The 26,548-nt window shown below is 65.6% G+C and carries 24 protein-coding genes; 13 read left to right on the top strand and 11 right to left on the bottom strand.

Features of this window, described 5'->3' with window-relative positions:
- Nucleotides 1-146 precede the first annotated feature (146 nt).
- The 10 genes from AB7A72_RS03180 (at nucleotide 147) to AB7A72_RS03135 (ending at nucleotide 12,898) form a co-directional block, all read left to right on the top strand.
- Entirely contained in the window at nucleotides 147-1,910 is a 1,764-nt protein-coding gene (locus AB7A72_RS03180; RefSeq protein ID WP_312451777.1) for a GspE/PulE family protein, read from the top strand.
- A 263-nt stretch (nucleotides 1,911-2,173) separates the two neighbouring features.
- Nucleotides 2,174-2,662 carry a tripartite tricarboxylate transporter TctB family protein gene (locus tag AB7A72_RS03175; protein WP_312529039.1) on the top strand — a complete coding sequence of 163 codons (489 nt, stop codon included), beginning with the start codon at nucleotides 2,174-2,176 and terminating at the stop codon, nucleotides 2,660-2,662.
- Nucleotides 2,663-2,676: 14 nt separating this feature from the next.
- Complete coding sequence (locus AB7A72_RS03170; RefSeq protein WP_239811102.1) at nucleotides 2,677-4,191, top strand: tripartite tricarboxylate transporter permease; 1,515 nt, start codon at nucleotides 2,677-2,679, stop codon at nucleotides 4,189-4,191.
- Between the two features lie 153 nt (nucleotides 4,192-4,344).
- On the top strand, nucleotides 4,345-4,860 hold the full coding sequence (locus tag AB7A72_RS03165) for a sigma-70 family RNA polymerase sigma factor (protein ID WP_369458981.1): 516 nt from the start codon (nucleotides 4,345-4,347) through the stop codon (nucleotides 4,858-4,860).
- A 59-nt stretch (nucleotides 4,861-4,919) separates the two neighbouring features.
- Entirely contained in the window at nucleotides 4,920-6,044 is a 1,125-nt protein-coding gene (locus AB7A72_RS03160) for a FecR family protein (RefSeq protein WP_369458980.1), read from the top strand.
- A gap of 141 nt (nucleotides 6,045-6,185) precedes the next feature.
- The gene (locus AB7A72_RS03155) at nucleotides 6,186-8,672 is read left to right on the top strand and encodes a TonB-dependent siderophore receptor (RefSeq protein ID WP_369458979.1); all 2,487 of its coding nucleotides are present in this window, start codon (nucleotides 6,186-6,188) and stop codon (nucleotides 8,670-8,672) included.
- Nucleotides 8,673-8,959: 287 nt separating this feature from the next.
- A complete protein-coding gene (locus AB7A72_RS03150) occupies nucleotides 8,960-9,610 on the top strand; it encodes a hypothetical protein (protein ID WP_312834165.1) in 651 nt (216 codons plus the stop codon).
- 134 nt (nucleotides 9,611-9,744) lie between these two features.
- Nucleotides 9,745-11,052, top strand: a complete 1,308-nt coding sequence (locus AB7A72_RS03145; protein WP_312834166.1) for a DUF3422 family protein — start codon at nucleotides 9,745-9,747, stop codon at nucleotides 11,050-11,052.
- A gap of 73 nt (nucleotides 11,053-11,125) precedes the next feature.
- Nucleotides 11,126-11,998 carry a DMT family transporter gene (locus AB7A72_RS03140; protein WP_239812648.1) on the top strand — a complete coding sequence of 291 codons (873 nt, stop codon included), beginning with the start codon at nucleotides 11,126-11,128 and terminating at the stop codon, nucleotides 11,996-11,998.
- 72 nt (nucleotides 11,999-12,070) lie between these two features.
- On the top strand, nucleotides 12,071-12,898 hold the full coding sequence (locus tag AB7A72_RS03135) for an SDR family oxidoreductase (protein ID WP_312451585.1): 828 nt from the start codon (nucleotides 12,071-12,073) through the stop codon (nucleotides 12,896-12,898).
- 77 nt (nucleotides 12,899-12,975) lie between these two features.
- Here the strand turns inward: AB7A72_RS03135 and AB7A72_RS03130 are convergent, their stop codons facing one another.
- Complete coding sequence (locus AB7A72_RS03130) at nucleotides 12,976-13,842, bottom strand: DUF2076 family protein (protein WP_312834168.1); 867 nt, start codon at nucleotides 13,840-13,842, stop codon at nucleotides 12,976-12,978.
- 122 nt (nucleotides 13,843-13,964) lie between these two features.
- On the bottom strand, nucleotides 13,965-14,870 hold the full coding sequence (locus AB7A72_RS03125; RefSeq protein WP_312834169.1) for a DMT family transporter: 906 nt from the start codon (nucleotides 14,868-14,870) through the stop codon (nucleotides 13,965-13,967).
- A gap of 113 nt (nucleotides 14,871-14,983) precedes the next feature.
- On the opposite strand from AB7A72_RS03125, the gene AB7A72_RS03120 reads away from it, so the two are divergent.
- The 3 genes from AB7A72_RS03120 (at nucleotide 14,984) to AB7A72_RS03110 (ending at nucleotide 18,192) form a co-directional block, all read left to right on the top strand.
- Nucleotides 14,984-15,964, top strand: coding sequence for a quinone oxidoreductase family protein (locus AB7A72_RS03120; protein WP_369458978.1), 981 nt, complete (start codon nucleotides 14,984-14,986; stop codon nucleotides 15,962-15,964).
- A gap of 102 nt (nucleotides 15,965-16,066) precedes the next feature.
- Nucleotides 16,067-16,918 carry an NUDIX hydrolase gene (locus AB7A72_RS03115; RefSeq protein ID WP_312834170.1) on the top strand — a complete coding sequence of 284 codons (852 nt, stop codon included), beginning with the start codon at nucleotides 16,067-16,069 and terminating at the stop codon, nucleotides 16,916-16,918.
- Nucleotides 16,915-18,192: an NAD(P)/FAD-dependent oxidoreductase gene (locus AB7A72_RS03110; RefSeq protein WP_369458977.1), complete on the top strand. Its 1,278-nt coding sequence runs from the start codon at nucleotides 16,915-16,917 to the stop codon at nucleotides 18,190-18,192. The genes AB7A72_RS03115 and AB7A72_RS03110 overlap by 4 nt, the downstream gene beginning before the upstream one ends.
- Nucleotides 18,193-18,231: 39 nt before the next feature.
- Here AB7A72_RS03110 and AB7A72_RS03105 read toward each other — a convergent pair whose 3' ends face one another.
- From AB7A72_RS03105 to ltnD, 9 genes are all read right to left on the bottom strand, one after another.
- Nucleotides 18,232-18,879 carry an aspartate/glutamate racemase family protein gene (locus AB7A72_RS03105; RefSeq protein WP_369458976.1) on the bottom strand — a complete coding sequence of 216 codons (648 nt, stop codon included), beginning with the start codon at nucleotides 18,877-18,879 and terminating at the stop codon, nucleotides 18,232-18,234.
- A 9-nt stretch (nucleotides 18,880-18,888) separates the two neighbouring features.
- Complete coding sequence (locus tag AB7A72_RS03100; RefSeq protein ID WP_369458975.1) at nucleotides 18,889-20,316, bottom strand: MFS transporter; 1,428 nt, start codon at nucleotides 20,314-20,316, stop codon at nucleotides 18,889-18,891.
- Between the two features lie 90 nt (nucleotides 20,317-20,406).
- The gene (locus AB7A72_RS03095) at nucleotides 20,407-20,553 is read right to left on the bottom strand and encodes a hypothetical protein (protein WP_369458974.1); all 147 of its coding nucleotides are present in this window, start codon (nucleotides 20,551-20,553) and stop codon (nucleotides 20,407-20,409) included.
- A 222-nt stretch (nucleotides 20,554-20,775) separates the two neighbouring features.
- The gene (locus AB7A72_RS03090; RefSeq protein ID WP_312529020.1) at nucleotides 20,776-21,297 is read right to left on the bottom strand and encodes a DUF2199 domain-containing protein; all 522 of its coding nucleotides are present in this window, start codon (nucleotides 21,295-21,297) and stop codon (nucleotides 20,776-20,778) included.
- 307 nt (nucleotides 21,298-21,604) lie between these two features.
- Complete coding sequence (locus AB7A72_RS03085) at nucleotides 21,605-22,450, bottom strand: MurR/RpiR family transcriptional regulator (RefSeq protein WP_312834176.1); 846 nt, start codon at nucleotides 22,448-22,450, stop codon at nucleotides 21,605-21,607.
- Between the two features lie 98 nt (nucleotides 22,451-22,548).
- A complete protein-coding gene (gene otnI, locus AB7A72_RS03080; protein WP_312834177.1) occupies nucleotides 22,549-23,358 on the bottom strand; it encodes a 2-oxo-tetronate isomerase in 810 nt (269 codons plus the stop codon).
- A gap of 229 nt (nucleotides 23,359-23,587) precedes the next feature.
- Nucleotides 23,588-24,274 (bottom strand): class II aldolase/adducin family protein, encoded by a 687-nt coding sequence (locus tag AB7A72_RS03075; protein ID WP_369458973.1) that lies wholly within the window; start codon nucleotides 24,272-24,274, stop codon nucleotides 23,588-23,590.
- Between the two features lie 14 nt (nucleotides 24,275-24,288).
- A complete protein-coding gene (gene otnK / locus AB7A72_RS03070) occupies nucleotides 24,289-25,566 on the bottom strand; it encodes a 3-oxo-tetronate kinase (protein ID WP_312834179.1) in 1,278 nt (425 codons plus the stop codon).
- On the bottom strand, nucleotides 25,563-26,486 hold the full coding sequence (ltnD, locus tag AB7A72_RS03065) for an L-threonate dehydrogenase (protein WP_312834180.1): 924 nt from the start codon (nucleotides 26,484-26,486) through the stop codon (nucleotides 25,563-25,565). The genes otnK and ltnD overlap by 4 nt, the downstream gene beginning before the upstream one ends.
- Nucleotides 26,487-26,548 lie beyond the last annotated feature (62 nt).

Raw genomic sequence — 26,548 nt, 5'->3', positions numbered from 1 at the left:
TCCGGCGCTCGGCGGTCTTTGTGCCCGGCCATGTCGAAGACGGTCCTGCGCCATCCAGGTCCAGTGGCCCGGCCTCGGTGCCCGCCACGCCTGGCGCACCCGCGCCGGCATCGGTGCCCACTGCGCGCAGCGGCCTGCCCGCGCTGATGCAGCGTCCGCTGGAACTCACCCAGGTCATCCACTGGTTGCAGACCGATGGCTGGATCAGCCCCGAGCTGGCCCAGGCGACCATTGACCGTTGCAGCCATGCGGCCAGCAGCCAGCACCCGATCGTGCGCCTGGCCAGCGTGGTCGTGCCACGACTGCAAGACGGCAAGGCGCTCGATGTGGAGCTGCTCACCGAGTTCGTCGCCAAGCACTGTGGCCTGCCGTATTACAAGATCGACCCGCTCAAGGTCGATGCCGCCAAGGTGGCCGAAACCATGGGTGCGCCGTATGCGCAGCGCCACGGCATTCTTCCGGTGCAGGTGACGCCGCACGAGGTGGTGATTGCGGTCAAGGAGCCCTGGATTGACGAGTGGGTCGGCGAGGTCGAGCGCCAGGCGCGGCGCAAGGTGCGCCGGGTGCTGGCCAACCCCAAGGACATCGACCGCTACCGCAGCGAATTCTTTGCACTGGCCAAATCGGTCAAGGCCGCCAGCAAGCTGGGCGGCTCGCTCAGTTCGCTCGGCAACTTCGAGCAGCTGGTCGACCTCAGCAACAGCAACCAACAGTTCGATGCCAACGACCAGGGCATCATTCGCCTGGTCGACTGGCTGTGGCAGTTTGCGTTTGCGCAGCGCGCCAGCGATATCCATCTGGAGCCGCGCCGCGACCAGTCGGTGATCCGTTTCCGCATTGACGGGGTGCTGCACAAGGTCTACCAGATGCCGCTCGGGGTGCACAACGCCATCGTCTCGCGCGTCAAGCTGCTCGGCCGCATCGACGTGGTCGAAAAGCGCCGCCCGCAGGACGGCCGCATCAAGACCCGCAACACCTTGGGCGACGAGGTGGAAATGCGCCTGTCCACGTTGCCCACCGCCTTTGGCGAAAAGATGGTGATGCGTATCTTTGACCCGGAAAACACCGTCAAGGACCTGTCGGCGCTGGGCTTTACCCCGCACGATGCGCAGCGCTGGGAGACACTGGTCGAGCGTCCGCACGGCATCATTCTGGTCACCGGCCCGACCGGCTCGGGCAAGACCACCACCTTGTACTCCACGTTGAAGCGCCTGGCCACCGAAGAGGTCAATGTCTCCACCGTCGAGGACCCGATCGAAATGATCGAGCCGGCCTTCAACCAGACCCAGGTGCAGCCGGCGCTCGATTTCAGCTTTGTCGAAGGCCTGCGCGCGCTGATGCGCCAGGACCCGGACATCATCATGGTGGGCGAAATCCGCGATCTGGAAACCGCCGAAATGGCGGTGCAGTCCGCGCTGACCGGCCACTTGGTGTTCTCGACCCTGCACACCAACGATGCGCCCAGCGCCATCAGCCGCTTGATGGAACTGGGCGTGCCGCCGTACCTGATCAATGCCACCTTGCTGGGCGTGCTGGCCCAGCGCCTGGTGCGCACCCTGTGCCCGCAGTGCAAGCAGCCCGATGAGGAGGCATCGACCGAGGCCCTGACCAGCGCCATCCAGCCCTGGAAGATCAAGCGTGACTACCGCCCCTACAAACCGGTGGGCTGCGAGGAGTGCCGTGACACCGGCTTTCGCGGGCGCATGGGCTTGTACGAACTGCTCACCGTATCCGAGGCGCTCAAGGACCAGGTGCACGCCTCGCCATCGATGTCGGTGCTGCGCCGCCAGGCAGTGAAGGACGGCATGCACCCGCTGCGCCTGGCGGGTGCGCTGCGCGTGTCCGAAGGCCTGACCACCATCGAAGAGGTGATGGCCAACACGCCGCCCATCGAAATGGGCGACCGCTAAAAAGCGGCTGCGCCGCCCGCTGCCCCAACGCCAGGGCGCGGGCGAGGCGCCTCCAGACTAAGGGATCACCCTGTCCAGTCTTCAGCAGTGACAGGGCTGGCACCGGGCTGCAAGCCGCGCCCAGCTTGGGTTTCGGCGCTGCAGGGCCCACTGTCACCATAGGGGTTTTCCTGTGTGGAATCGTAAGTGGAATCCACATGCGTCAGCTGCCCGTCAGCGTTGACAATGCGCTGCATCCCTAAAATTGTTTGGAGACAAAGGTAATGAAGCTCAAAAGCCAGAAAGACTTCTGGGCGGGCATCATGTACATGGCAGTGGGTATTGGGTTCGCCGTTGGCGCCCAGAACTACTCGATCGGTACAGGTGCTCGCATGGGTCCGGGGTACTTCCCGTTGATTCTCGGCGTCCTGCTGACGCTGATCGGTGCAGCCGTGGCCTTCAAGGGCCTGACGGCAGGCCCTGCAGATGGGGACCCGATCGGCAAATGGGCCTGGAAGCAGGTGTTCTTCATCTTGCTGGCCAACTTTTCCTTCGGCATCCTGCTCGTGGGCGTGCCCAGCATCGGCATCCCGGCCATGGGCCTGATCGTCGCCATCTACGCACTGGTCTTCATCGCCAGCATGGCGGGTTCGGAGTTCCGTGCCAAGTCGGTCTTCATTCTGGCCACCATCCTGGCCGTTGGCAGTTACGTCGCTTTCGTGTGGGCACTGAATCTCCAGTTCCCCGTGTGGCCTAGCTTTATTACCGGTTAAGAGGGGCCAGGACCATGGAATTGTTTGACAACCTGGCCACCGGTTTCGGTGTTGCCTTTACCTTTCAAAACCTGATTTACTGCTTTGTCGGCTGTCTGTTGGGTACCCTGATCGGCGTGTTGCCTGGTATCGGCCCTGTGGCCACCATCGCCATGCTGCTGCCTGCCACCTACGCGCTGCCTCCCGTGGCTGCGCTGATCATGCTGGCCGGTATTTACTACGGCGCCCAGTACGGCGGCTCTACCACGGCGATTCTGGTGAATCTCCCGGGGGAGTCATCATCGGTCGTGACCGTGATCGACGGCTACCAGATGGCCCGCAAGGGACGCGCCGGTCCGGCACTGGCGGCAGCGGGCATTGGCTCGTTCTTTGCCGGCTGCGTGGGCACCGTGATTCTGGCTGCGTTCGCACCTCCGCTGACCGAAGTGGCCTTCATGTTCGGCCCTGCCGAGTACTTCTCGCTGATGACCCTGGGCCTGATTGGCGCCGTGGTGCTGGCTTCGGGCTCGCTGCTCAAGGCGGTGGGCATGATTGTGCTGGGTCTGCTGCTGGGCCTGGTGGGTACCGACGTGAACTCCGGCGTGGCCCGTTACTCGTTCGACATTCCTGAGCTGACCGACGGTATCGACTTCGTCGTGATCGCCATGGGTGTGTTCGGCTACGGTGAAATCATCGCCAACCTGTCCAAGCCTGACGATGAGCGCGAAGTGTTCGCTGCCAAGGTGACCGGCCTGTTGCCCACCAAGGAAGACTTCAAGCTGATGTTCCCCGCCATGCTGCGTGGTACGGCGCTGGGTTCGGCCCTGGGTATCCTGCCTGGTGGCGGTGCGATGCTGTCGGCTTTTGCGGCCTACACGATCGAGAAGAAGACCAAGCTGCGTCCTGGTGAAGTTCCTTTCGGCCAAGGCAATATCCGTGGCGTGTGCTCGCCTGAATCGGCCAACAACGCCGGCTCGCAGACCTCGTTCATTCCGCTGCTGACCCTGGGTATTCCACCCAACGCCGTGATGGCACTGATGGTGGGTGCGATGACCATCCACAACATCCAGCCTGGTCCCCAGGTGATGACCAGCAACCCGGAACTGTTCTGGGGTCTGATTGCCTCGATGTGGATCGGCAACCTGATGCTGATCATTCTGAACCTGCCGCTGATCGGCGTCTGGATCAAGCTGCTGACCGTGCCTTACCGCTGGTTGTTCCCATCGATCGTGCTGTTCTGCGCTGTCGGTGTGTACGGTACCAACAACAACAGCTGGGACGTGTGGATGGTGGGTATCTTCGGTTTCGTGGGCTATGTGTTCCACAAGCTGGGTACCGAACCTGCTCCGTTGCTGCTGGGCTTCATCCTGGGCCCGATGATGGAAGAAAACCTGCGCCGTGCGCTGCTGCTCTCGCGGGGTGACTGGTCAGTGTTCGTCACCCGTCCGATCTCTGCCGGGCTGCTGATCGCAGCTGCCATCCTGCTGGTGGTGGTCTGCCTGCCAGCGGTGAGCAAGAAGCGCGAGGAAGCCTTCGTCGAAGAAGACTGATCGCCCGCAGCCAGACTGCACCCTGCAAAAGGCATCTTCGGATGCCTTTTTCTATGTCTGCGGCCCAGGAGGGCAGGGGCTTATCGGTGATAATGAGAGTTATTCCCATCTGAGGCGCGAAAGCTGGACCGCCGATGGAGACCCTGGCTTTCCATGGGGCGTTGCCCGTTCGTGCTTGAGCGCTATTACCGAGAACTGCTGAACTTCTGCCTGCGCAAGGTCAGAGACCGCGACACTGCGGCCGACTTGGCGCAGGAGAGCTATGCGCGCGTGCTCGGCATGCAGCGCGCCGGCAAGGTGATCGACCAGCCGGCTGCCTTGCTCAAGCAGGTGGCCTTGAATGCCAAGATCGACCTGGACCGGCGCGCCCAGCTGCGCCAGCACGAGGACATCGACGCGCTCGATGAAACCCAGCAACCGGCCAGCCCCCACCGTCTGCAGCCCGAGGCAGCCTATGCCTCATCGCAAACCGTGCAGGCTTACCTGGCCACCATCGAGGCCTTGCCACCGCGCTGCCGCGAGGCCTTTTGCATGTACCTGTTCGACGAGCTGTCCAACCAGCAGATTGCAGAACGCATGGGCGTCTCGATCAGCATGGTCAACCAGTACATCAGCCGTGGCAAGATCGCCTGCGCCGCCCGCAAACAGGAGCTGGACCATGGTGATTGAGCCATTCCAGCGCGGGCCGACCTGCAGTTTTTCCGCGCCCATGCGTCTATAGCTTTGAGATGAGCCGTTTTTCCACCACGCCCTCCGATGCACCCGCCCCGCCTTTTGACGAGGCGGCGGAGGCGCGCGCGCTGCAGGCCTTCTTTGGCGGGCAGGATGCTGTGGAGGTACTGGCGGCGCAGTGGCATACGCGCCAGGAGCAGGGCCTGAATGCAGGCGAGCAGGCGGAGCTGGCGCAGTGGCTGCAAGCCAGCACCGAGCATGCCGAAGCCTTTGCCCGCATGGATGCAGCTGTTGCGGGTTTGCGCGCGCTGCCCGCAGACGCGGTGGCCCAGTGGCGCGCCAGCCAAGCGGCAAACCAGCCGGCAGCGGCCGCATCGCCCAAGCCCGCACCCGCACAACCCAAGCCAACGCGCTACCGGCGCTGGCAGCAGGCACTGCTGCCCGGCCCCCGTGGCTTGGCCCTGTGCGCCGTGCTGCTGCTGTCGTTGGGCCTGGGCTGGAACCAGTGGATGCAGCCGGTCTACAGCGCGCACTATGTCGCCGAGCGCGGCCAGCGCCAAAGCCTGCAGTTGCCCGATGGCTCGACGTTGGAGCTCGACGCCGACACCGATGCCCAGGTGCGCCTGTACCGCCACCGGCGCGAGGTGCAGCTGGCGCATGGCCAGGCCATGTTCAGCGTCGCCCCCGATGCCAGCAAGCCTTTTGAAGTGCAGGCCGGCCCGGCCCGCGTCACCGTCGTGGGCACGCGCTTTGCGGTGCGCTTTCGCCACGATGGCATCGATGCGGGTCAGGTGCGGGTGGAGGTGCAGGAGGGGCGGGTGCGCGTGGCCGCCGTGCAAACGCCAGCGGCCGCGCAGTTGCTGACCGCTGGCCAAGCCACCCAGGTGGCGGCCAATGGTCTGCTGTCGCCGGTGGGCCAGGTTGCCCCCGACAGCGTGGGCCTGTGGCGCAAGGGCCTGCTGCGCTTTGACCACACCCCCCTTGCCCAGGCCTTGCAGGAGATGGAGCGTTACGGCCCTACCGGCCTGGTGGTGCACGACCCGTCCGTCGCCGCACTGCCGATGGGCGGCAGCTACGCGACCGCCAAGCCGGCCGAGTTCGCCCATATGCTGACCCTGGTGCTGCCGGTGCGCCTGGTGCCGAGCGCCGGTGGCCGGGCCGAGATTGTGGCCAGACATTAGGCCGGCTGAACTCGGGCCTGGGTGAGGGTGGCAGAGCCTGCCTGGAAAAATAATTCCAGAAAATGCGACAAGCGGGGTGCAGTTCTGCGCCTACGGTGCGTCATAGAAGGTAATGAGATTTATTTACTGCTTTGCCTGACCATGTCCCCAACCCGTTTGTCCTTCTCTTTGCGCTCAGCGCCGCACACTCGCGCGGTATCCCGAAACGCTCGCTTCCACCCCGCACCGCTGGCGCTGGCCGCCGCGCTGGTGCTGGCGGTGCCGCAGGCTGCCTATGCCCAATCGCCCACACCGGCCCATCAGGCCAACGAGGCCAGCAGCCTGTCGATTGCGGCCCAGCCGCTGGGGCCGGCGCTGCAGGCGCTGTCGGCAGCCACCGGCGTGTCCATCGGCTTTGCCCCCGCGTTGGTGGAGGGCAAGACGGCCCCCGCCGTCTCCGGCATGCTCACCGCGCAGCAGGCGGCCGACCGCCTGCTGGCCGGCAGCGGCCTGATGGCAGTGCGCCAAGGCGAGGCCATGGTCATCAAGGCAATGCCTGCCGCATCCGACACCAGCACCTTGCCGACGGTGACGGTCACCGCACAAGGCGAGCGCAACGCGACCAGCGAAGGTTCGGGCTCGCTGGCGGCCTCGGCGGTGAGCCTTAACAAGGGCGACCAGTCGCTCAAGGACATTCCGCAGTCCATCAGCGTGATGACGCGCAAGCAGCTCGATGAGCAGGGCGTGAGCGACTTGCGCGATGCGATGAACAAGGTGACCGGCACGATGGGAGTGCAGGGCGTGGGCCAGGGCATGGTGCTGTCCGCACGCGGCTTCCAGATCGATGCCTGGCAGTACGATGGCGTGGCCATTCCACGCAACCATTACTCGCTGGGCAACTGGGGGACCGAGGGCATGGTCTTTTATGACCGGCTGGAGGTGCTGCGCGGTGCCTCGGGCCTGCTGCAGGGCACCGGCAGCCCCGGGGGCGCCGTCAACCTGGTGCGCAAGCGCGGCCAGCGTGAGAAGACCATCACCGTCACCGCCCGTGCCGGCTCCTGGGACCGCTATGGCCTGCAGCTCGATGCCGGCGGCCCGCTGAACGACGAGGGCGGTTTGCGGGGCCGCCTGGTGGTGGACGAGTCGCGTGGCCACTCCTTTGTCGACTATGTGAATGAGCGCACACGCTCGCTCTATGCCGCGTTGGATTACGACATCAGCCCCGACACGACGGTCGGCTTCGGCGTGAGCCAGCTCGACAGCAAGGGCCGCCCCTTCATCATGGGCCTGCCGCTGTACGCCGACGGCAGCATGCCCGACCTGCCACGCTCCACCTTCACCGGCTCCGACTGGAACCGCTCGAACGTGAAGCAGACGACGGTCTATGCCGACCTGAACCACCGCATCAACAACGACTGGAAGCTCAAGGTCTCGGCGCTGCAGGTGCGCGAGCAAAATGCCTCCTTGCACCAGCGCATGACCGGCACGGTGGCAGCCGGTGGTGGCGATGTGACCTATGACGACTGGTACACCGATTTCGACCTGAAGAAGGTCGCCTTCGATGCCTTCATCAACGGCCGCTTTGAGCTGGCGGGCTTGCGCCACGATGTGACAGTGGGCGCCAACTATTCCAAGTACCGCTCCAACGATGTCTATGCCCGCACCTTCACAGCCGGGGCCGATATTTTCAACATCGACCACCACCGGCCCGAGCCCAGCCTGGCCAGCCTGCTGGCCGCCGGTGGCCGGCAGTGGAAGTCTGCCTACGATGTGCGGCAAAAGGGCATCTATGGCAGCCTGCGCACCCGCCTGACCGAGCGGCTCACGGCGATTGTGGGCGCTCGCTCCAGCTGGTATGACTCGCTCTACACCAATGCGCTCAACGACGAGCGCCAGCTCACCACCACCTCCGGTGAGATCACGCCCTATGCGGGCCTGGTGTATGCACTCACCCCCGAATGGTCGCTGTACGGCAGCTATACCAGCGTGTTCGAGCCCCAATCCGAGCGCACCGTCGACGGCAAGGTGCTCGATCCGATCACCGGCACCAACTACGAGTTGGGCATCAAGGGCGCGCTGATGAACGGCAAGCTCAACACCTCGCTGGCGCTGTTCCGTTACGACCACAAGAACCGCGCCGTCAACGACCTGGCCTCCGGCTATGCCTGTGACGGCTGGTACTGCTCCACCTCAGCCGGCAAGGTGCGCAGCCAGGGGGTGGAGGCCGAAGTCAGCGGCGAAGTGGCACGCGGCCTGCAGGCCATGGTGGGCTACACCTTCAACACCAGCAAATTCCTGAACGACCCGACCAACCAGGGCCAGGTCTTCAGCACCTGGACGCCCAAGCACATGCTGCGTGCCTGGCTGTCCTACCAGCTGCCTGGCGATTGGCACCGCATGAGTGTGGGCGCTGGCGTCGTCGCGCAAAGCCATACCTTGAGCTATGACCGCTCCTTCCAGGTTGCCGGCAACACCATCACCAGCCTGCGGCTGGCCTACCAGGCGACGCCCGAGGTCAGCGTTGCCCTCAACGTGAACAACGTGTTTGACAAGCACTACATCCTGCCGGGCTTTGTCGGCTACACCGGCGGCAGCTATGGCGATCCGCGCAATGCCATGCTGACCCTGAAGTACACGCCCAAGCTGTGATCGACGCAGGGCCGCCCCGCCCACATCTGCACAACCCGGCCTTGTCCAAAAACAGCAGTTTTGGCTTTTGCATTGCGCAAACTGGGTTAGGCTGCGATCCGCAAGCGAAAGGGGCGGGCCCTGCAGGGCCGGGCCCATCGCCTCGTGCACCGGGGCCTGCCAGCAGTGGATCGCAATGGCCCCCCCCAGCGCCAGCTATTCCCCGCCCATCAGATGTGCATCCGCTGCGCACGGCACACCCCAGGGGAACCCGCCAGCTATCCCATCCAACCCCCTAGGAGGCGCTCATGAGCCAAACCACCCCACCATCCACCCTGTTTCGCCCACTGCTAGCAGCGGCCTTGGCCGTGTCCGCCAGCGTCGGCGCTGTCTTGCCGGCGCAGGCCGATTACCTGTGGCTGCAAACCGAGAACGGCCAGACGCGCGCCCAAGTGGGCGAGCTGCACAAGACGCCAGGACAACTCAGCGAACTGAGCGAACCGCGCCAGGTAGTGGCAGAAGGCAAGACCGTGCCGGCATCGGCCGACCCCTTTGTCTTGGCCAAGGAAGAGGGCGCACCGGCCGACCAGCGCTTTGCGGCCACCCGTGCCGGCAGCGATGGTGTGCTGACCTACTACCAGGCCCGCTTTGGCCGCCAGGAGACCCGGGCCGTTCATGACCTGGAATTGGTGCCGACAACGCCCCAGGGCAACACCTACCAGCTGATGTACAAGGGCCGGCCGGTGGCAGCCAGCCAGGTGAATGTGGACACCAGCGAAGGCTGGCGCCGGGTGCTGCTGCCCGCCAAGGATGGCACCGTGCGCTTTACGCCCTCGTTCCCCGGCCTCTATGTGATGGAGGTCACGGCCAGGGTTGACAACGGCAGCGTGAAGCTGGGCGGCAAGCAGTACGACGAGGTGCGCCACACCGCCACCTTGAGCTTTGAGGTGCCGCAATAAGGCCATAAGGCGGCCCTTGCCCGCAGCAGCAGGCGCGCCGCTTTTTCGCTGGCGCCTGCACAAGTATTGGCTTGGCACGACAATTGCGGCAGTTCGACGGCTTGCCGTCTGGTGATTGCCGCATTTTGTCCTTCATGAAAAACCTGCCCCTGCTGCAGCAGCACGACCTGCGCCGTGCGCTGCACAACGAAGTCCATTCCCGCCCGCCTGAAGCGCTGCCCGATCACACCGCCGTGTTCTGCACGGTGATGTGGACCGATGCCGCCGAGCGCGCAGCCAGCCGCCAGTGGCTGCACCAGCTGCTGCGCGATCTGCAGCTGCCCGTGCCCGATGCCGAGGCCAACCACCTGCGCCTGGACCTGGGCAATGGCCGGTTGCGCTGGGAGCTGCACACCGAGTTTGTCTCCTGGACCTGGATGGTGCCCATCCGCCCCGAGGCGCTCGATGAGGCCGAGCTGCCGTCTGCCAGCGACCTGGTGCCCGCCCAGTGGCTGGCCGGGCTGCCGGGCCGCTGCCTGCTGGCGATGAACGCCTGGGTGCTGCCCGCATCGCCCGCGCTGGAGAAAAAGGTCGAGCAGCGCTGGCTGTACGAGGACAAGCTCGTCGCCTCCAGGGCCTCCGAGCAGAAAGCGCAGATCTACACCGATTTCTCCATCCACTCGGATGGCGCATCGCGCCTGTTTGTGCTGAACCAGGGCCTGTCGGCGGCGCGCAATGGCCGCCTGGTGCAGCGCCTGCTCGAGATCGAGACCTACCGCATGGCTGCCTTGCTGGGCCTGCCTGCGGCGCGGGAGACCATGGAAAAGCTCGCCAGCACCGAGTCCGAGCTGGCCGAGCTGTCATCGGCCATCCGCAGCGCCGGTGCCGCCAGCGAGCCGCAACTGCTCGACCAGCTCACGCGCCTGGCGGCCCAGGTCGAGAGCCAGTACGCCGCCCACCACTCGCGCTTCTCGGCCAGCAGCGCCTACTTTGCGCTGGTGCGCCAGCGTGTGGGCGATATCCAGGAAACCCGCCTGGGCGGCTACCAGACCATTGGCGATTTCATGGACCGGCGCCTGACCCCCGCGCGCAATACCTGCGTGTCGGCGCACCAGCGGCTGGAGGCCCTGTCCCAGCGCGTCTCGCGCATCAGCAACCTGCTGCAGACGCGGGTCGACATCAGCCAGAAGCAGGGCCGCCAGGCGGTGCTCAAGGCGATGAACGAGCGCCAGGGCTTGCAGCTCAAGATGCAGTCCACCGTCGAGGGCCTGTCGGTGGCGGCCATCACCTACTACTTCACCGGCCTCATCAGCTACCTGGCCAAGGGCCTGCAGAAATGGGGGTGGCCACTGTCGCCAGAAACGACGGCGGCGCTGGCCATCCCGGTGATAGGCTTGGGCGTCTGGTGGTCGATTCGCCGCATGCACCATCGCCTGTTTCACGGCGCGGCGGACCAGCACTGATTGTTGGAGAGTTATCTTGTCTGTTTCTGTTGCACCGGCTGCGGTGCCCACGCCCAGCGTGCGCCGCGCCGGCATGGTCTGCGCCGTCGTCGGCGCCATCGCGTTCAGCGGCAAGGCCATCATCGTCAAGCTGGCTTACCGCCATGGGGTCGATGCGGTCACCCTGATCATGTACCGCATGCTGTTTGCGCTGCCGCTGTTCGTCATCATGGCCTGGTGGGCCGGGCGGGGCAAACCGGCGCTGTCGCTGCGTGACTGGCTCGCCGTCATCGCGCTGGGCTTTTGCGGCTACTACCTCTCCAGCTACCTCGATTTCGCCGGGCTGAGCTATATCAGCGCGGGGCTGGAGCGGCTGATCCTCTACCTCAACCCCACCTTGGTGCTGGCGCTGGGCTGGCTGCTGTACCGCAAGGTGGCCAGCGGCCGCCAGCTGCTGGGCCTGGCCATCAGCTACGCCGGCGTGATGCTGGTGTTCGGCATGGAGTTGTACACCCACGGCGCCGGCCAGCAGGTCGGCTGGGGCGCCACCTTGGTGTTCCTGAGCGCCGTGAGCTATGCCATCTACCTGGTCTACAGCGCCCAGTATGTGAAGCGCCTGGGTGCCCTGCGCCTCGTGGGCCTGGCCACCAGTTTTGCCTGCCTGTTCTGCATTGCGCAGTTTCTGCTGACCAGGCCGCTGCAGGCCGCGCAGGTGGATGCGGCCGTCATCTGGCTGTCCGTCTTGAACGCCACGTTGTGTACTGCCGTGCCCGTGTTGCTGGTGATGCTGGCGGTCGAACGCCTGGGTGCTGCCACCGTGGCCCAGACCGGCATGATTGGCCCCTTGTCCACCATCCTGATGGGCGTGTGGCTGCTCGGCGAGCCGCTGACCCCGGTGATGGTGGGCGGCACAGCCTTGGTGCTGACCGGCATCTACGTATTCACCCACCAAGTCAAGAGGCCATAAAGGGCATGGGCGTTCGCGCCAACGCCGTTGCCATTTGTCGCATAGCATCGGTACCCACAAGGAGATTTGAATATGGATTTTGGAATTGCCAACAAATGGGCCCTGGTCTGCGCGGCCAGCAAAGGCCTGGGCCGTGGTTGCGCGCAGGCGCTGGTCAATGAAGGCGTCAACGTGGTCATCAACGCCCGCGGCGAAGAAGCGCTGAAGGACACCGCCCGCCAGCTCAAGGTGATGGCCGCCATGTGGGCCGCAGCCGCCCCTGGCCGCGTGGCACCCCAGGTGATTGCCGTGGCCGCAGACATCACCACCGAAGCCGGCCGTGCCGCCGTGCTGAGTGCCGAAGGCGGCCCTGGCCAGCGCTTTGACATTCTGGTGAACAACGCTGGCGGCCCACCACCCGGCGATTTCCGCGACTGGGACCGTGAAGCCTGGATCAAGGCGCTGGACGCCAACATGCTCACCCCCATCGCGCTGATCCAGACCTTGATCGACGGCATGGCCGAGCGCGGTTTTGGCCGCATCGTCAACATCACCTCCAGCTCCGTGAAGGCACCCATCGACATCCTGGGTCTGTCCAACGGCGCGCGCAGCGGCCTGACTGGTTTTGTGGCCGGTGTGGCACGCAGCGCCATTGCCGCCAAGGGCGTGACCATCAACAACATCCTGCCCGGCAAGTTCGACACCGACCGCATTGCGGCCACCATCTCCGCCACTGCCAGCAAGACCGGCAAGAGCGAAGCCGATATCCGCGAGGCGCAGCAAAAGCAGATTCCTGCCGGCCGCTACGGCACCGCCGATGAGTTTGGCGCGATCTGCGCGTTCCTGTGCAGCCAGCAGGCCGCCTATATCACCGGCCAGAACATCCTGCCGGATGGCGGCTCCTACACAGGTACTTTCTAAACACCTGTCACCCAAAGCAGAACCGCCCGGGCAGATGCCCGGGCGGTTTTTTTTACGGCTGACATTGAGGCTGGCGATCAAGCCTGGTCGTCGTCCAAGAAGTCAAAGCCATCGTCGCCGCTGTCATAGTCGGCGATGTCCTGGCTGTTGCTGTCGCTGCTGTTGTTGCTGCTGTCCGAATCGGGCATCCAGCGGTTGACGGAGGAGTCCACATGGTCGCGCCCGGCTTGCTGGGCGAGCTGGTCCAGGCCGCTGTTGTCGCCGCTGCCGGTGGAACTGGCGCTGGCCGTGCTGGCGCTGTCTGCGGCCGGGCCGCTGCTGCTGGCCGCATGGCTGGGGGTGGTCGCTGCCTGGGCGGGGTTGCTCCAGAGGTGGCTCAGGCCATTGAACAGCAGCATGCCGCCTGCCACACCGGCGGCCGAGGCAGCAGCCTGGCCCAGAAAGCCGCCTGCTGCCGATCCCGCGCTGGGCTGCGCAGGCATCGGGGCGGGAATGGGCGCAGGCGCTGCCGGGGCTGCACCAAACCAGCGCCCACTGCTGGCCCGGGCGGGCGTATCGGCATAGCCAGCAGGGGCAGCGCTGTGGGGCGGATAACTCGGCGCATAGCCCGCTGGGCTGCGGCTGGCCAGATTGGCATCGGGGGTGCGGCCAAAATGCGTGTCCAGCCCGGCACCTAAAAAGCTGCTACCGCTGCCGCTGGCCGGTGGGGCGGCAGCAGCCCGGGCCTCGACCAGTTGTGCCTGCAAGTGCGCCTCTTGCTGCTGCGCCTGCTGCAACGCCTGCTCCAGCAGCAGGCCACGCTGGGTCAGCCAATAGAGCGCATCCGGGGTTTGCTGGGCCTGCTGGCGTACCCAGGCTTCTGCCTGGCCATCCTTGGGCTGGCCATCGCGCTGGCGCAGTTGCTGGAAGAGGTTCTCGATCAGGGTTTGTTCTTGCGCATTCATCTCGGCATCCTTGCGATGGTGGTGTCACCGCATATGGGATGCACTGTGCGCCTGCACAAGGGCGCCAGTGTGAAGCCTGCGTTCTATCGGTAGCAGGTTGTAAGCGGCGCGGCGGGCCCGCATCACGCCCGGCGCGACGAGATCACAATGCCGGCGACGACCAGCACAAAGGCCACACCGTGGTAGAGCCGGGGCGGCTCGCCCAGAAATGCGGCCGATAGCACGGCGGCAAACAGCGGCGTCAGGTTGGTGAAAAAGCCCGCCACCGTCGGGCCGACCCGCTGCACGCCGATGCCCCAGCAGCGGTAGGCCAGGATCGCCGGGCCGATGACGATATAGGCAATCGCCCAGAGCAGGGTGCTGTTCATCTGCAGCTGGCTGGCGCCAACCGCCCATTCGGTGCCGGCAAACAGGCCCGACCACAGCAGGCCAAACGCCAGCTGGGCCATCAGCAGCAGCGCCCACTGGCTTTTGATGCCGGCGGGCTCATGGGTGGTGCGCACCAGCAGCCAGCTGTAGAGCGACCAGCAGGCGGTGGACAGCAGCATGAACAGATCCCCCGGCACCAGGCGCAGCTGGCTCAGCTGCTGCCAGTCGCCATGGCTGAGCACCAGCAGCACGCCGCTGACCGAAAACAGCGCGCCCAGCATCTGCGGCCGCGTGATGCGGGTCTGGAAGAACAGCGCGCCAAAGGCCATCATCCACAGCGGCATGCTGGATGCGACCAAGGTCACATTGATGGGCCCCGAGGTCTTCAGTGCCATGTACTGGAGGGCGTTGTAGCAGCCAATGCCCAGCAGGCCGATGACGGACCAGCGCTTCCAGTGCGGCCACAGCGGGCTGCCCCGGCGCAGCAGCGGGTAGGCCAGCGGCAGCATGATCGCAAAGGCCAGCAGCCAGCGCACAAAGTTCAGCAGCATCGGGGAGACCAGCTCATGCACCAGCCGGCCGACCACGGCATTGCCGGCCCACATCAGCGGCGCGGTGGTCAGCAGCGCCATCGTCGAAGGTGTCAGTTTTTGTTGCATCGCCAGACTGTACATCCCCGTGACAGCGGTCCGCCTGAAAGCGTGGCAGCATGGTGACTGACGGCACCAGGAGCCTGGCCAGACCCTATCCCAGTTCACACAGGAGAATTTCCATGTCTTTGGCAGTACAGATTGCCCGCAATGGCGGACCCGAGGAGATGAAGCTGGTCGACTTGGACGTCGGCGCGCCCGGCCCGGGCGAGGTGCGCATCCGCCACCATGCGATCGGGCTCAATTTCATCGACGTCTACCAGCGCACCGGCCTCTACACCTTGCCGATGCCGCTGAACCTGGGCATGGAAGGCGCTGGTGTCGTCGAGGCCGTGGGCGATGGCGTGCAGCACCTGCAGCCGGGCGACCGGGTCGCCTATGCCAGCAACCCGCCGGGCAGCTACAGCGAAGTGCGGGTGATGCCCGCCACCTATGTCTGCCAGCTGCCCGACAGCATTGATTTTGAAACCGGCGCGGCGATGATGCTCAAGGGCCTGACGGCCCAGTACCTGCTGCGCCAGGCCAAGCCGGCCGAAGGCCTGCATTCGGGCGACTTTGTGCTGTTCCATGCCGCCGCTGGCGGGGTGGGGCTGATCGCCTGCCAATGGGCCAAGGCGCTGGGCCTGCGCCTGATTGCCACCGCCGGCTCCGATGAAAAATGCCAGCTGGCGCTGGCCAATGGCGCCGAGGTGGCCATCAACTACCGCACGGAAAACTTTGCCGAGCGGGTCAAGGACATCACCGGCGGCAAGGGCGTCAAGGTCGTCTATGACTCGGTCGGCAAGGACACCTGGGATGGCTCGCTGCAATGCCTGCGCGCCTTTGGCCTGATGGTCTCGTTTGGCAACGCCTCCGGCCCGGTGCCGCCTTTTGCGCCGGCCATCCTGGCGGCCAAGAGCCTCTATGTTACCCGCCAGGGGCTGTTCACCCACCTGCGCTCGCGCGAGGCCTGCCAGGCGATGGCCAATGACCTGTTCGCCGTCGTCGGTTCGGGCCAGGTCAAGATCCACATCGCGCAGCGCTTTGCACTGTCCGAAGTGCAGGCCGCCCACCGCGCGCTGGAGGCGCGCAAGACCACGGGCAGCAGCATCCTGCTGCCTTGATATTCCCGTAGCCGATGCCCGCATCGGGTTTTGGGGCGGGGCTTGGCGGCCCCCAGGCGCAGATGGACTAACATCCATCTGCTTTTATTTTGATAGTGCCCCATGTCCCCTGTTTCTCCCCCGCCGTTCGCGCCCCAGCCGCCCGCCTGGCTGGCTGCAGCGCGCACGGCCATGCAGTCGCCCCCGCGCAAGGCCAGGCTGCCGCTCTGGGTCAACGGCCAGGCGGTCGGCTCGCTGGTCGAGGATTTCTTGATCGAGACCGGTATCGCAGGGCGCCTGGGCGGTGATGCACTGCTGTCCAAGCGCGAGCGCTCGGGCACGGCGGTGTGGCTGCTGGAATCGCCGACGCAAGATGCCACCACCCTGATGGGGCGCCTGGCCGATGCGTTGCGCGATGCGGGCCGCAGCGGCCCCTGGCGCAATGAGCAGCTTGCTGTGCAGGCGGTCGATGGCAGCCGCATTGGTACCGTGGAGCGCGGGGCAGTGCGCGTGCTGGGCATTGCCACCCTGGCGGTGCACCTGGTGGGCATGGCCCCGGATGGGCGCCTGTGGGTGCAGCAGCGCGCGGCCAACAAGGCCAACTACCCGCTGCACTGGGACACCTTGATGGGCGGCATGGTCTCGGCCCAGGACAGCCTGGAGCAAGCGCTGGCCCGCGAAACCTGGGAAGAGGCCGGTCTGCAGATCGCCGACCTGCAAGGCCTGCGCCATGGCGGCGTGCTGCGCTTTCGCCAGCCCGACAGCGATGGTGGCGGCGACCTGGGCTATATGTACGAAGACATCCACTGGTATGCCGCCACCGTGCCTGACGGCATGGCACCCCGCAACCAGGATGGCGAGGTGGCGCAGTTTGCGCTGTGGCAGGCCGGCGAGGTCGAGCAGCAGCTGGCGCAGGCACGATTCACGCCCGAGGCCGCCTTGGTCTGGGCCGGTTTTGCAGATTGGATGACATGACAGAGACAGCGAACAAGCAGGGCGCCCCGGTGCAGGCGCCCAAGCAGGTGGTGGTGGTGGGTGCCGGTGTGGTCGGCGTGGCCACGGCCTTGGCGCTGCAAAGCTATGGCGTGGCCGTCACCCTGATCGACCGGGGCGAGCCTGGCATGGAATGCAGCTACGGCAACTCGGGCGCGATCAGCCCCGGCTCGGTCGCGCCGCTGGCCCTGCCCGGCATCTTGAAGACCGTGCCCGGCATGCTGATGGACCAGGACGGCCCGCTGTCGATTGGCTGGAAGCACCTGCCCAAGGCGGCATCCTGGCTGGTGGCCTTTGCGCAATCGGCCGAGCCCAAGCGCGTGGCCGCTGCGGCCGAGCGCCTCAACGATCTGTACCAGGGCGCCGTTGATGCGCATGCGGCGCTGGCGCAGAACCTGGGCGTGTCCGAGCTCTTCATGCGGCGCGGCCATCTGCACCTCTACCCCGATGCCGGTTATGCGCAAAAGGATGCCACCGGCTGGCAGCTGCGCGCCAAATACGGCTACCAGGTCGAGGAGCTGGACCGCGCCGGCATCGAGGCGCTGGAGCCCCATGCGCCCCAGGGCTATGCCCATGGCCGCTACCTGGCCGACCACGGCACCATCCTGAACCCGCTGCGCTATGTGCAAAGCATGTTGCATGCCTTTGTGCAGCGCGGCGGCAAGCTGGTGCGCGCAGAGGTCAAAGCCATCCGCCCCGATGACAAGGGCTGGGCCGTGCGCACCGGCGATGCCGCGCTGGATGCGCAGCGTTGGCCACATGTGGTGGTGGCCGCTGGCGCCTGGGCGCCAGCGCTGCTCAAGCCGCTGGGCATGCTGCTGCCGATCGAATCACAACGCGGCTACCACGCCCAGTTTGCCGGCGCCCAGCACCTGGTGGAGCGCACCGTGGTGCTGGCCGACAAAAAGGTGTTTATCGCGCCGATGGAAGGCGGGCTGCGCGTAGGCGGCACGGTCGAGATCGCTGGCCTGGCGGCGCCGCCCAACCCGCGCCGCGCCGCTGGCATTGAGCGCATCGCCCGCGAGGCCTTCCCGGCGCTGGCCGGCCTGGAAGCCCAGCACTGGATGGGCCACCGCCCCTGCCTGCCAGGTTCCGTGCCGGTGCTGGGCCATATCGATGCGATCCAGGGCCTGTGGCTGGCAGTGGGCCATGGCCATCTGGGGCTGACCGGCTCGCTGCCCACGGCCCAGCGCATTGCAACCGGCATGTGCGGGCCACAAGCGCTGCCGTTCTGGCAACTGCGTACTGCTGGCTAATTAACTAATTAACAGCCGCTTGGCAGATCGCAGGCGCGCTCAGCCCATCAGCTGCGCGAGCCTGCGTACCGCCGCCGGAATCGGCGCAATCACCGGCAGGTGCAGGCGCTCGGCCAGCGCAATGGCGGCCTGGCCCAGCGGGCCGCCGCCAATGATCACGGCCTGCGCGCCATCCTCGTCCACACAGCGCTGCACTGCTTGTGCCAGGGCGGCTTCCAGTGCCGGGGCATCGCCACTCAGGGCGCGCGGGTCGCCCTCGGTCAGGCGGATGCCGGTGTAAAGATGGGTCAAACCCACCGCAGCCACCCGCCCGGCAATCGGCTCCACCAGGTCCGGCGTCACGGTGGCCACGCCAAAGCGCCGCCCGCCGCTGGCCGCCTCCAGCATCGAGGCCTCGGCAATGCCCACCACTGGCATGCGGCTCAAGGCCCGCAGCCGCTCCAGTCCCGGGTCGCCAAAGGCACTGATGATGGTGCCGGCGCAGTCGCTGGGCGCATCGCGCCAGCAGTCTTCCACCTCCAGCGCGGCTTGCGCCAGCTCGGCCGCGTTGACGATCATCGACGGCCCCTTGCCGGCGGTGCGGGGCAGAATCTGCCACTGCGCGGGTGCCGCGCGCTGGGCAATATCGGCCATCATCGCGGTGGTGGCCTCGGAGGCATTGGGGTTGATCAGCAGGATTTTGGGCATGCAGCAAAACTAGGATTGGGCCGCGGCAGATGTGCCAGCCAGGGGCTCGGCATCGGGGGAGCGGCCATAGGTTTCGGGTACGCATTGCACACTGATGATGAACACCAGGTACATCGCAGCGGCCAGGCCAAACACGCCGCCCAGGCCAAAGCCATCAAACAGACGGCCTGCTACCAGCGGCATCAGTGCACCGGCTGCCGTACCGGTGGCCAGAATGAAGGCAGTGCCAAAGGCGCGCACACGGGTGGGGTAGAGCTCGGGCGCATAGATCCAGATCGTGGTGTTGAGCAGCAGCACAAAGAACTGGAAGGTGGCCCCGGCCATCAGCAGCACCACAATGCTCTTGGCCGCAAAGCCAATCGTCAGTGCTGCCAGGCAGGCGCAGATGGCGCCGGCGGTCAGCACCCGTTTGCGCGGAAAGTGAAAGCCCAGCGCCGAGGCCGCAATCGCGCCCAGCAGGCTGCCGCTTTGCATCACCATCGTGAACAGCAGGCTCTTGGACATGCTGTAGCCCAGGCCCACCAGAATCGTCGGCATCAAGGTCAGCACCGAGATCTGCGCGCCATAGGTCATCCAGATGGTGATGCACAGCGGCACGGTGCGGCGGCCCAGCGCGCCCCGGAAAATCTCGGTGATGCGCACCTTGATCTTGGCCGCCGTGGTGGTGCTGCCGCCATCGCTGATATAGGGGTGGCTGGCTTGCGCAGCGCCCGCCAGCTTGCCCGATGCCAGGCGCGTCAGCACCGCATTGGTCTCGGCAATACGGCCTTGCGACAGCAGAAAACGCGGCGTCTCGGGGATATAGCGGCGGTAGAACGCAGCCAGCAGCGCTGGCACCATCAGGCAGACAAAGAGCCAGCGCCAGCCGTTGTCGCCGGGGAAGATCCAGAACACCAGCAGGCCAAAGGCCGGCGCCAGAAAATTGCCCAGCCCGCCCGCGCCCACATTGACCAGGCCGACCGCCGTGCCCCGGAACTTGGACGAGCAAAACTCCGACAGCATCGTGACCGCAATCGCAATCTCACCCCCCAGACCAAAGCCCACCACCGCCCGGCCCAGTGCCATCACCGCCAAGTTGGGCGCCATCGCGCAGATGCCCGCACCAATCGTGAACAGCAACAAGTCCACCGACAGCATCACGCGGCGGCCATAGCGGTCGGCGATATAGCCCGAGACGATACGGCCAATCGCCGCGCAGGCAAAGGTCACCGAGTTGAGCATGCCGATGTCCGACGCCGTCAGCCCCCATTGCTCCTTGAGCATGGGCCCGATGATGCCGACCGCATTCTGCTCGAAGCTGTCAAACAGGCAGCCAATCAGGATCAGAAAGATGATCGTGTGGTGCGAGCGGGTCACCCCTATCTTGTCCAGGGCCTGGTCGAGTTCGGCCACCTTGGGAGAGTCGGGTGCAGAGGAAAGTGCAGGTCCACCAGCCATTGAAAGCTCCTTGAGAAGAGTCGTACTTGCTCGTTTCGGATCGCTGCGCCAGTGTTGGGCAGTTCATCGAAGTTTGGTATAGGTATTTCACTAATATGGTGCATGTGAAATTGAAATTTCATGCACCAGCCAAGCTAAAGCAAGCAACGTGCCATCCAGGGTGGCGTTGGGGATCAGGGTGGTGGGGGCGTTTTCTGAAAGCAAGGCCGCAGCAGCTGATGCATCGGCAGCGTACATAGCTGTAGCGAGATTAGCCGAGGTCTATAAGGTGAGGGCTGAGGGCATCAGGGCGCAAAAACTGCAACCGCCAGCGTTGGAACTGGCGATCGACTAAGGGGCAGTATTTTGAGAATAGGGCGATCGCTTGTGCCGGCCTCTCTACGACGTTGAGGTTAAGTCGCCAGCCTTCAATAGCGGCCCTGATCGAGCAGCTTGGCTCAAGAGGTTTTCATGCAGGTCTCACCCGTAGTGCATTGCCTTTTCTGCCAGCTCTTGGGCACGGGCCACTGAAATGCCTTCAGTCTGGTCCATGACGAGTTGATCATCCTTGGGATCGCCTGTGTGAAGGATCACCTTTGGACGTTGACCGCCAAGTTGAACCACAACATCGGCGGGCCTGTACGACGCGTATGGATAGACACTGATGTTGTTGCAAACCCAGCCGAAGAATCCCTCTCCCTCAACGGGAGCTTCGTATGTCTCGTAATAGCGTTCGAAGCTTTTTTGGCTGAGAGAGACCCAGATCCCCCAGAGAAATGGTTCCTCGATTCCATGAATCGGCACCTCTAGAACTGCTCGTACAAAGTAGTCCGTACCGTCGTCGTGAGTGATTGTGCAGAAGTCGCTGCTGAGTTTCCCGATGGACGCCTTCTGTTCATCCGACAGGCTTGCGTAATGATCCGGCGCCCTGAAGGCAATGCAGGGGGACCCCTCATGGATGTCGCCGCAGCAACTGCATTTGAATGCGAAGATGGCAGCCATCAGATTTTGGGCTCCAGGTAGGAAGTTGGTGTAGGAAACTGCTGATCGAGCCCCATGGGGCTTCGCGATCGGCCGATTATGACCCAGCGGCGAATGAGCCAGCTCGCACCGATGTGAGCCTTCTCGCTGGCCAAACGAAGGTCTAATCCGGCTGGCTGCCGTCAGCCTAACGTCACATGCACTTCAGACGCTGCCAGCGCCCTTGGCCGGCGACCCCTACGAGTCCATTCGCCAGCTGTCTGATCAATCGCCCATACGCAAGTTCTCGCTCTCTGCAGGTTTGCTACATGGTGCAGCCCAGCCAGCCTCAAAACTCCCGATGCTGCTCATGCTGCTGCTCAATGGCAGCCAGGCGCTTGCGGCCCGGCGCGCCGGCGGCCTCCAGCACCATCGTGGCCAGCAGGTCGCAGACGGCCATCACGGCCACATGGTTGTCCAACAGGCCTGGGCCATGGCAGTCGCACTGGATGGACCAGGTGGCGGCGGCGTAGTGCGGGGAGGCCTGGTCGCTCACCAGCAGCACCGAGGCGCCAGCCTTGCTGGCGCTGGCCAGCAGTGCGGCCATCTGCCGGGTCTGGCGGCGCATGCCAAAGAGGATGACGCAGTCGTTCTTGCCCAGTTGGGCGGTGTATTCGGCCAGGGTCTCACCGGGGCCAGGCAGGCTGATGACCTGGGGTACCACCTGGATGATTTGCCAACGCAGATACTGGGCAAACGCATGGCTGCTGCGGCTGCCAAAGATGAGCACCTGGCGCGCAGCGATGATGGCTTGCACGATCTCGCTCAGCTGCGGCTCGCTCAGCTGGTCCAAGGTGTTTGTTAGATTGGCCAGCGAGCGCTCGCGGTGCGTGGCCAGCATCTGCCCGCGCTGAAAAGCCTGGGCCGCCGACTGGAACAGCGGCGAGCCGCTTTGCTTGTCCTCGCGCACCTGGCGGCGCGCTTCTTCGTAGTTCTCATAGCCCAGGCGGCGGATAAAGCGGCTTACCGTCGAGGGCGACACCTTCGCCAGCTGGGCCAGCTCATTGCCTGCGTAGCTGGCCAGCTCGCCGGGGAACTCCAGCACAAAGTCGGCCAGTTGCCGCTCGGTGGCCGGCAGTGCCTGCAGGTGCTGGCGCACCCGCTGCAAAAAGGATTCGGTCGCTGGTGGTCGCATCGCATGGCGGCGGGCCGGTGGGCCTGCGGCTAAAGGGGGATGAGGGGATTCTAGGGCAGCCGATTCATCCCATCCACCACGGCGGCGCGTAGAGCCGCTTAGTGGGCCTTGGCCAGATAGGGCTTGAGCCAGCCCAGGCCATCGCTGGTGGCATGGGGCGCCGCGCCGCGTGCGGGCTTGTACTCGCAGCCCATCCATCCGTCGTAGCCCAGGCTGTCCAGCAGCGCAAACAGATAGGGGTAGTGCAGCTCGCCCACATCAGGCTCATGGCGTTCGGGCACGCCGGCGATCTGGATATGGCCAACCTGGCCCGTGGGCAGGTACTGGCGGATCTTCATCGCCAGGTCGCCTTCGACGATCTGGCAGTGGTACAGGTCCATCTGCACCTGCACATTGGCGGCGCCGATCTCGGCGACCAGGGCATGGGCCTGGTCCTGGCGGCTCAGGAAGAAGCCCGGCATATCGCGGCCATTGATGGGTTCGAGCAGGATGCGCACGCCTTGCGCCGCCGCCTGCTCGGCCGCATGGCGGATATTGGCGATGTAGGTGGCGCGCACGGTAGCAGCATCTGCGCCCGCAGGCACCAGGCCGGCCATCACATGCAGGCGCGGGCATTGCAGCGCCTGGGCATAGCGCAGCGCCTGCGCGATGCCATCGCGGAACTCGGCCTCCCGCCCGGGGATGCAGGCGATGCCGCGCTCGCCCCGGTCCCAGTCGCCCGGCGGCGCGTTGAACAGCACCTGCTGCAGGCCTTGCTGCTGCAGCAAGGCGGCCAGCTGCTCGGGCGCGTAGGCGTAGGGGAAGAGGTACTCGACGGCCGTAAAACCATCGCGCGCAGCGGCGGCAAAGCGGTCCAGAAAGTCCAGGTCGTTGTAGAGCATGGACAGGTTGGCAGCAAAACGGGGCATGGGGTGCTTTCCAAAAAAGGGGCGGCCGGCAGGCAAGTGATCAGCGCGGCAGGCAGGGCTAGGGATGCTCTGCAAAACCCTCGCCAAGCGGGATGGACGCGGATCGGGATGAGACGCAAGGCGTCTTTTGCAGTCGAGCCGTAGCTATTGACAAGGAAGACAACGAAGCGGATCGCCCGAGACCGCGTTCAGACCACGGCAGGGAGTTTTGCAGAGGGTTCCTAGGGTTTTACCAGTGGGCGCCAAAGCTTTGGCGCAGTTCGTCAATCTGGGCGTCGCTCAGCGGCGCGGGTGGCTGCTGGCGGCACTGGTTCCAGAGCAGCGCCGTTTCCTCCAGCTCTTCCAGCACGGCCATCGCCGCAGCCGGGCTCTCGTGCCAGACATTGGGGCCCAGCCGCGCCAGCATCACGGCGCGGATTGGTTTGCCGGCGGCTGCGTACTGCGCGATCGCCTCGGCCACGGCCTGTGCCGCATCGGGCGAGCCGGGGCGGTGGTAGGCGATGTGCGGCACGCGGCCGACCTTCATCACAAAGTAGGGCGTCAGCGCGGGCAGCAGCTCGGCAGCGGGCACTACCCCCGGCACGGCAGTGGCTTGCAGCGAGCAGGCCACCAGCTGGCGGCTGTGGGTGTGGATCACGCAGCCGGCGGGTGTTGGCGTGTTGGCGCTGGCCTCGTAAATGCGCCGGTGCAGCACGATGGTCTTGCTGGCGCGGTCACCGCTCAGCTGCTGGCCTTGCAGATCGAGCTTGGCCAGGCGCTCGGGCACCAATTGGCCCAGGCTGGCGTCGGTCGGGGTGATCAGGTAGCCATCGGCCAGGCGCACGCTGATATTGCCGGCGCTGGCATGCACATAGCCGCGCGTGTACAGCGAGGCGCCGACCCGGCAGATCTCGGCGCGGGCGCTGGTTTCGTCCATAAAGACCATCGTTGTCAGCCTTGCAAGGAGGTGAATGCCTTGGTGAAGAAATCGGTGCTGCCAAAGTTGCCCGATTTGAGCGCAATGTGCAAGCCCTCGGGCGCGGCAGGGCTGGCCGCATGGCACCAAGGCACACCCGGGTCAATCTGGCCGCCAATGCGCATCTGCGCAATGCCCAGCGCCTGCACGCAGGCGCCCGAGGTTTCGCCGCCGGCCACCAGCAGCTGGCGCACGCCCAGCGCCACCAGGCCGCGCGCAATGGCAGCCAGGGTTTGCTCGACCAAGGCCCCCGCCTGCTCCACGCCCAGCTGTGCCTGGATGCTGCGCACCGCGTCGGGCTCGGCGGTGGAGTAGACGAGTACCGACCCGTTGGCCAGATGCGGGCGGGCCCAGTCCAGCGCCTCGCGCACCACATCGTCACCGGCGGCCATGCGCAGCGGCGCCAGCGCCAGCGCCGGGCGGCCCCTGGCGATGAAGTGCGCCACCTGGGCATTGGTCGCTACCGAGCAACTGCCCGACACCACTGCCTGCAGCCCGCTGGCCGCAGGCAAGGCGGCCGCCTGGTGGCTGGCCTGCAGGCCAAAGTTGGCAGGCAGCGCAATCGCAACGCCCGAGCCGGCGGTCACCAGCGGCAGATCGGCCAGCGCCGGGCCCATGCGCAGCAGGTCGCCGTTCGATACCGCATCCACAATCGCAATGCCGACGCCGTCGGCCTTCAGCGCCGCGATGCGGTTGCGGATGGCTTCTGCGCCCTGGGCAACCACGCTGTGGTCGATCAGGCCCACCTTGCGCCGGGTCTGCGACTGCAGCACGCGCACCAGGTTGGGGTCGGTCATGGGGGTCAGCGGGTGGTTCTGCATGCCGCTTTCGTTCAGCAGCATATCGCCGGCAAACAGATAGCCTTTGAAGACGGTGCGCTTGTTGTCCGGAAAGGCCGGGGTGGCAATGCTGAAGTCGCTGCCCAGCGCATCCATCAACGCGTCCGTCACCGGGCCGATATTGCCGGCCGGCGTGCTGTCAAAGGTGGAGCAATATTTGAAATAGATCTGCTGCGCGCCCTGGCCCTGCAACCAGCGCAGCGCTTCCAGCGACTGGGCGACGGCCTGGTCAGCGGGGATGGTGCGCGACTTGAGGGCTACCACCACGGCATCCACCTCCGCATCCAGCGGGCCGCTGGGCACGCCAATGGTCTGCACCACGCGCATGCCGGCGCGCACCAGGTTGTTGGCCAGGTCGGTGGCGCCGGTAAAGTCGTCGGCAATACAGCCCAGCTTCAACGCGGCGCCGCTCATCGCTGGCCTCCGTCATTGGCCGCCTGGGGCAGGGTGATGCCGGGGAAGATCTTGATCACCGCGCTGTCGTCTTCCTTGGCATAACCGGCCGTGGAGGCCTGCATGAACATCTGGTGCGCGGTGGCCGCCAGCGGCAGCGGAAACTTGCTGGCGCGTGCGGTATCCAGCACCAGGCCCAGGTCCTTCACAAAGATATCGACGGCCGACAGCGGCGTGTAATCGCCCGCCAGCACATGGGCCATGCGGTTTTCAAACATCCAGCTGTTGCCGGCGCTGTGGGTGATGACTTCGTAGATCGCCGCAGCGTCCACCCCTTCGCGCAGGCCCAGGGCCATGGCCTCGGCAGCGGCGGCAATGTGCACACCGGCCAGCAGCTGGTTGATGATCTTGACCTTGCTGCCCGCGCCGGCCCTGTCGCCCAGGCGGTAGACCTTGCCGGCCATCGCATCGAGCACAGCGCCCGCTGCGGCGTAGGCCGCTGGCGTGGCCGAGGTCATCATCGTCATCTGGCCGGCCGCCGCCTTGGCCGCGCCGCCGGAGATGGGACCATCCACATACAGCACGCCGCTCTGGGCCAGGCGCGCCTCCAGCGCGATGGACCAGTTCGGGTCAACGGTAGAGCACATCACAAAGGTGCTGCCAGCGCGCATCGCCGCAGCGGCGCCATGCTCGCCAAACAGCACGGCCTCGGTCTGCGCGGCGTTGACGACGACGGACACCACCACATCCACCTGCGCGGCCAGCTCGGCCGGGTGGGCGCAGGCCACGCCACCGGCGCTGGCAAAGTCGGCCGCCGCCCCCGGGCGCACGTCACAGACATGGACCTGGTAGCCCCGGTTGCGCAAGGTTTGGGCAACGCCCAGGCCCATGGCGCCCAGGCCGATGACGCCCACCTTGGCGTGCTGTGCGTGTGTAGTCATTGGAGATGCTCCCGTGAATCAAAGGTAGAGAATGCCCGGCCTGGTGGCGGGGCACAAGAATG

The organism is Comamonas sediminis, assembly GCF_041107495.1.
Lineage (GTDB): Bacteria > Pseudomonadota > Gammaproteobacteria > Burkholderiales > Burkholderiaceae_C > Comamonas > Comamonas sediminis.
This window is presented reverse-complemented; position numbering and strand designations above follow the sequence as displayed.

What these genes read in the sequence shown, in the direction of transcription:
- AB7A72_RS03100 (WP_369458975.1), bottom strand. Translation starts at nt 20,316, where the DNA reads ATGGCTGGTGGACCTGCACTTTCCTCTGCACCCGACTCTCCCAAGGTG.
- AB7A72_RS03075 (WP_369458973.1), bottom strand. Translation starts at nt 24,274, where the DNA reads ATGGACGAAACCAGCGCCCGCGCCGAGATCTGCCGGGTCGGCGCCTCG.
- AB7A72_RS03120 (WP_369458978.1), top strand. Translation starts at nt 14,984, where the DNA reads ATGTCTTTGGCAGTACAGATTGCCCGCAATGGCGGACCCGAGGAGATG.
- AB7A72_RS03165 (WP_369458981.1), top strand. Translation starts at nt 4,345, where the DNA reads ATGGGGCGTTGCCCGTTCGTGCTTGAGCGCTATTACCGAGAACTGCTG.
- AB7A72_RS03145 (WP_312834166.1), top strand. Translation starts at nt 9,745, where the DNA reads ATGAAAAACCTGCCCCTGCTGCAGCAGCACGACCTGCGCCGTGCGCTG.
- AB7A72_RS03155 (WP_369458979.1), top strand. Translation starts at nt 6,186, where the DNA reads ATGTCCCCAACCCGTTTGTCCTTCTCTTTGCGCTCAGCGCCGCACACT.
- AB7A72_RS03150 (WP_312834165.1), top strand. Translation starts at nt 8,960, where the DNA reads ATGAGCCAAACCACCCCACCATCCACCCTGTTTCGCCCACTGCTAGCA.
- AB7A72_RS03170 (WP_239811102.1), top strand. Translation starts at nt 2,677, where the DNA reads ATGGAATTGTTTGACAACCTGGCCACCGGTTTCGGTGTTGCCTTTACC.
- AB7A72_RS03105 (WP_369458976.1), bottom strand. Translation starts at nt 18,879, where the DNA reads ATGCCCAAAATCCTGCTGATCAACCCCAATGCCTCCGAGGCCACCACC.
- AB7A72_RS03090 (WP_312529020.1), bottom strand. Translation starts at nt 21,297, where the DNA reads ATGGCTGCCATCTTCGCATTCAAATGCAGTTGCTGCGGCGACATCCAT.
- AB7A72_RS03140 (WP_239812648.1), top strand. Translation starts at nt 11,126, where the DNA reads ATGGTCTGCGCCGTCGTCGGCGCCATCGCGTTCAGCGGCAAGGCCATC.
- otnI (WP_312834177.1), bottom strand. Translation starts at nt 23,358, where the DNA reads ATGCCCCGTTTTGCTGCCAACCTGTCCATGCTCTACAACGACCTGGAC.
- AB7A72_RS03095 (WP_369458974.1), bottom strand. Translation starts at nt 20,553, where the DNA reads ATGTACGCTGCCGATGCATCAGCTGCTGCGGCCTTGCTTTCAGAAAAC.
- AB7A72_RS03180 (WP_312451777.1), top strand. Translation starts at nt 147, where the DNA reads ATGCAGCGTCCGCTGGAACTCACCCAGGTCATCCACTGGTTGCAGACC.
- AB7A72_RS03085 (WP_312834176.1), bottom strand. Translation starts at nt 22,450, where the DNA reads ATGCGACCACCAGCGACCGAATCCTTTTTGCAGCGGGTGCGCCAGCAC.
- AB7A72_RS03175 (WP_312529039.1), top strand. Translation starts at nt 2,174, where the DNA reads ATGAAGCTCAAAAGCCAGAAAGACTTCTGGGCGGGCATCATGTACATG.
- AB7A72_RS03130 (WP_312834168.1), bottom strand. Translation starts at nt 13,842, where the DNA reads ATGAATGCGCAAGAACAAACCCTGATCGAGAACCTCTTCCAGCAACTG.
- AB7A72_RS03115 (WP_312834170.1), top strand. Translation starts at nt 16,067, where the DNA reads ATGTCCCCTGTTTCTCCCCCGCCGTTCGCGCCCCAGCCGCCCGCCTGG.
- otnK (WP_312834179.1), bottom strand. Translation starts at nt 25,566, where the DNA reads ATGAGCGGCGCCGCGTTGAAGCTGGGCTGTATTGCCGACGACTTTACC.
- AB7A72_RS03110 (WP_369458977.1), top strand. Translation starts at nt 16,915, where the DNA reads ATGACAGAGACAGCGAACAAGCAGGGCGCCCCGGTGCAGGCGCCCAAG.
- AB7A72_RS03160 (WP_369458980.1), top strand. Translation starts at nt 4,920, where the DNA reads ATGAGCCGTTTTTCCACCACGCCCTCCGATGCACCCGCCCCGCCTTTT.
- ltnD (WP_312834180.1), bottom strand. Translation starts at nt 26,486, where the DNA reads ATGACTACACACGCACAGCACGCCAAGGTGGGCGTCATCGGCCTGGGC.
- AB7A72_RS03125 (WP_312834169.1), bottom strand. Translation starts at nt 14,870, where the DNA reads ATGCAACAAAAACTGACACCTTCGACGATGGCGCTGCTGACCACCGCG.
- AB7A72_RS03135 (WP_312451585.1), top strand. Translation starts at nt 12,071, where the DNA reads ATGGATTTTGGAATTGCCAACAAATGGGCCCTGGTCTGCGCGGCCAGC.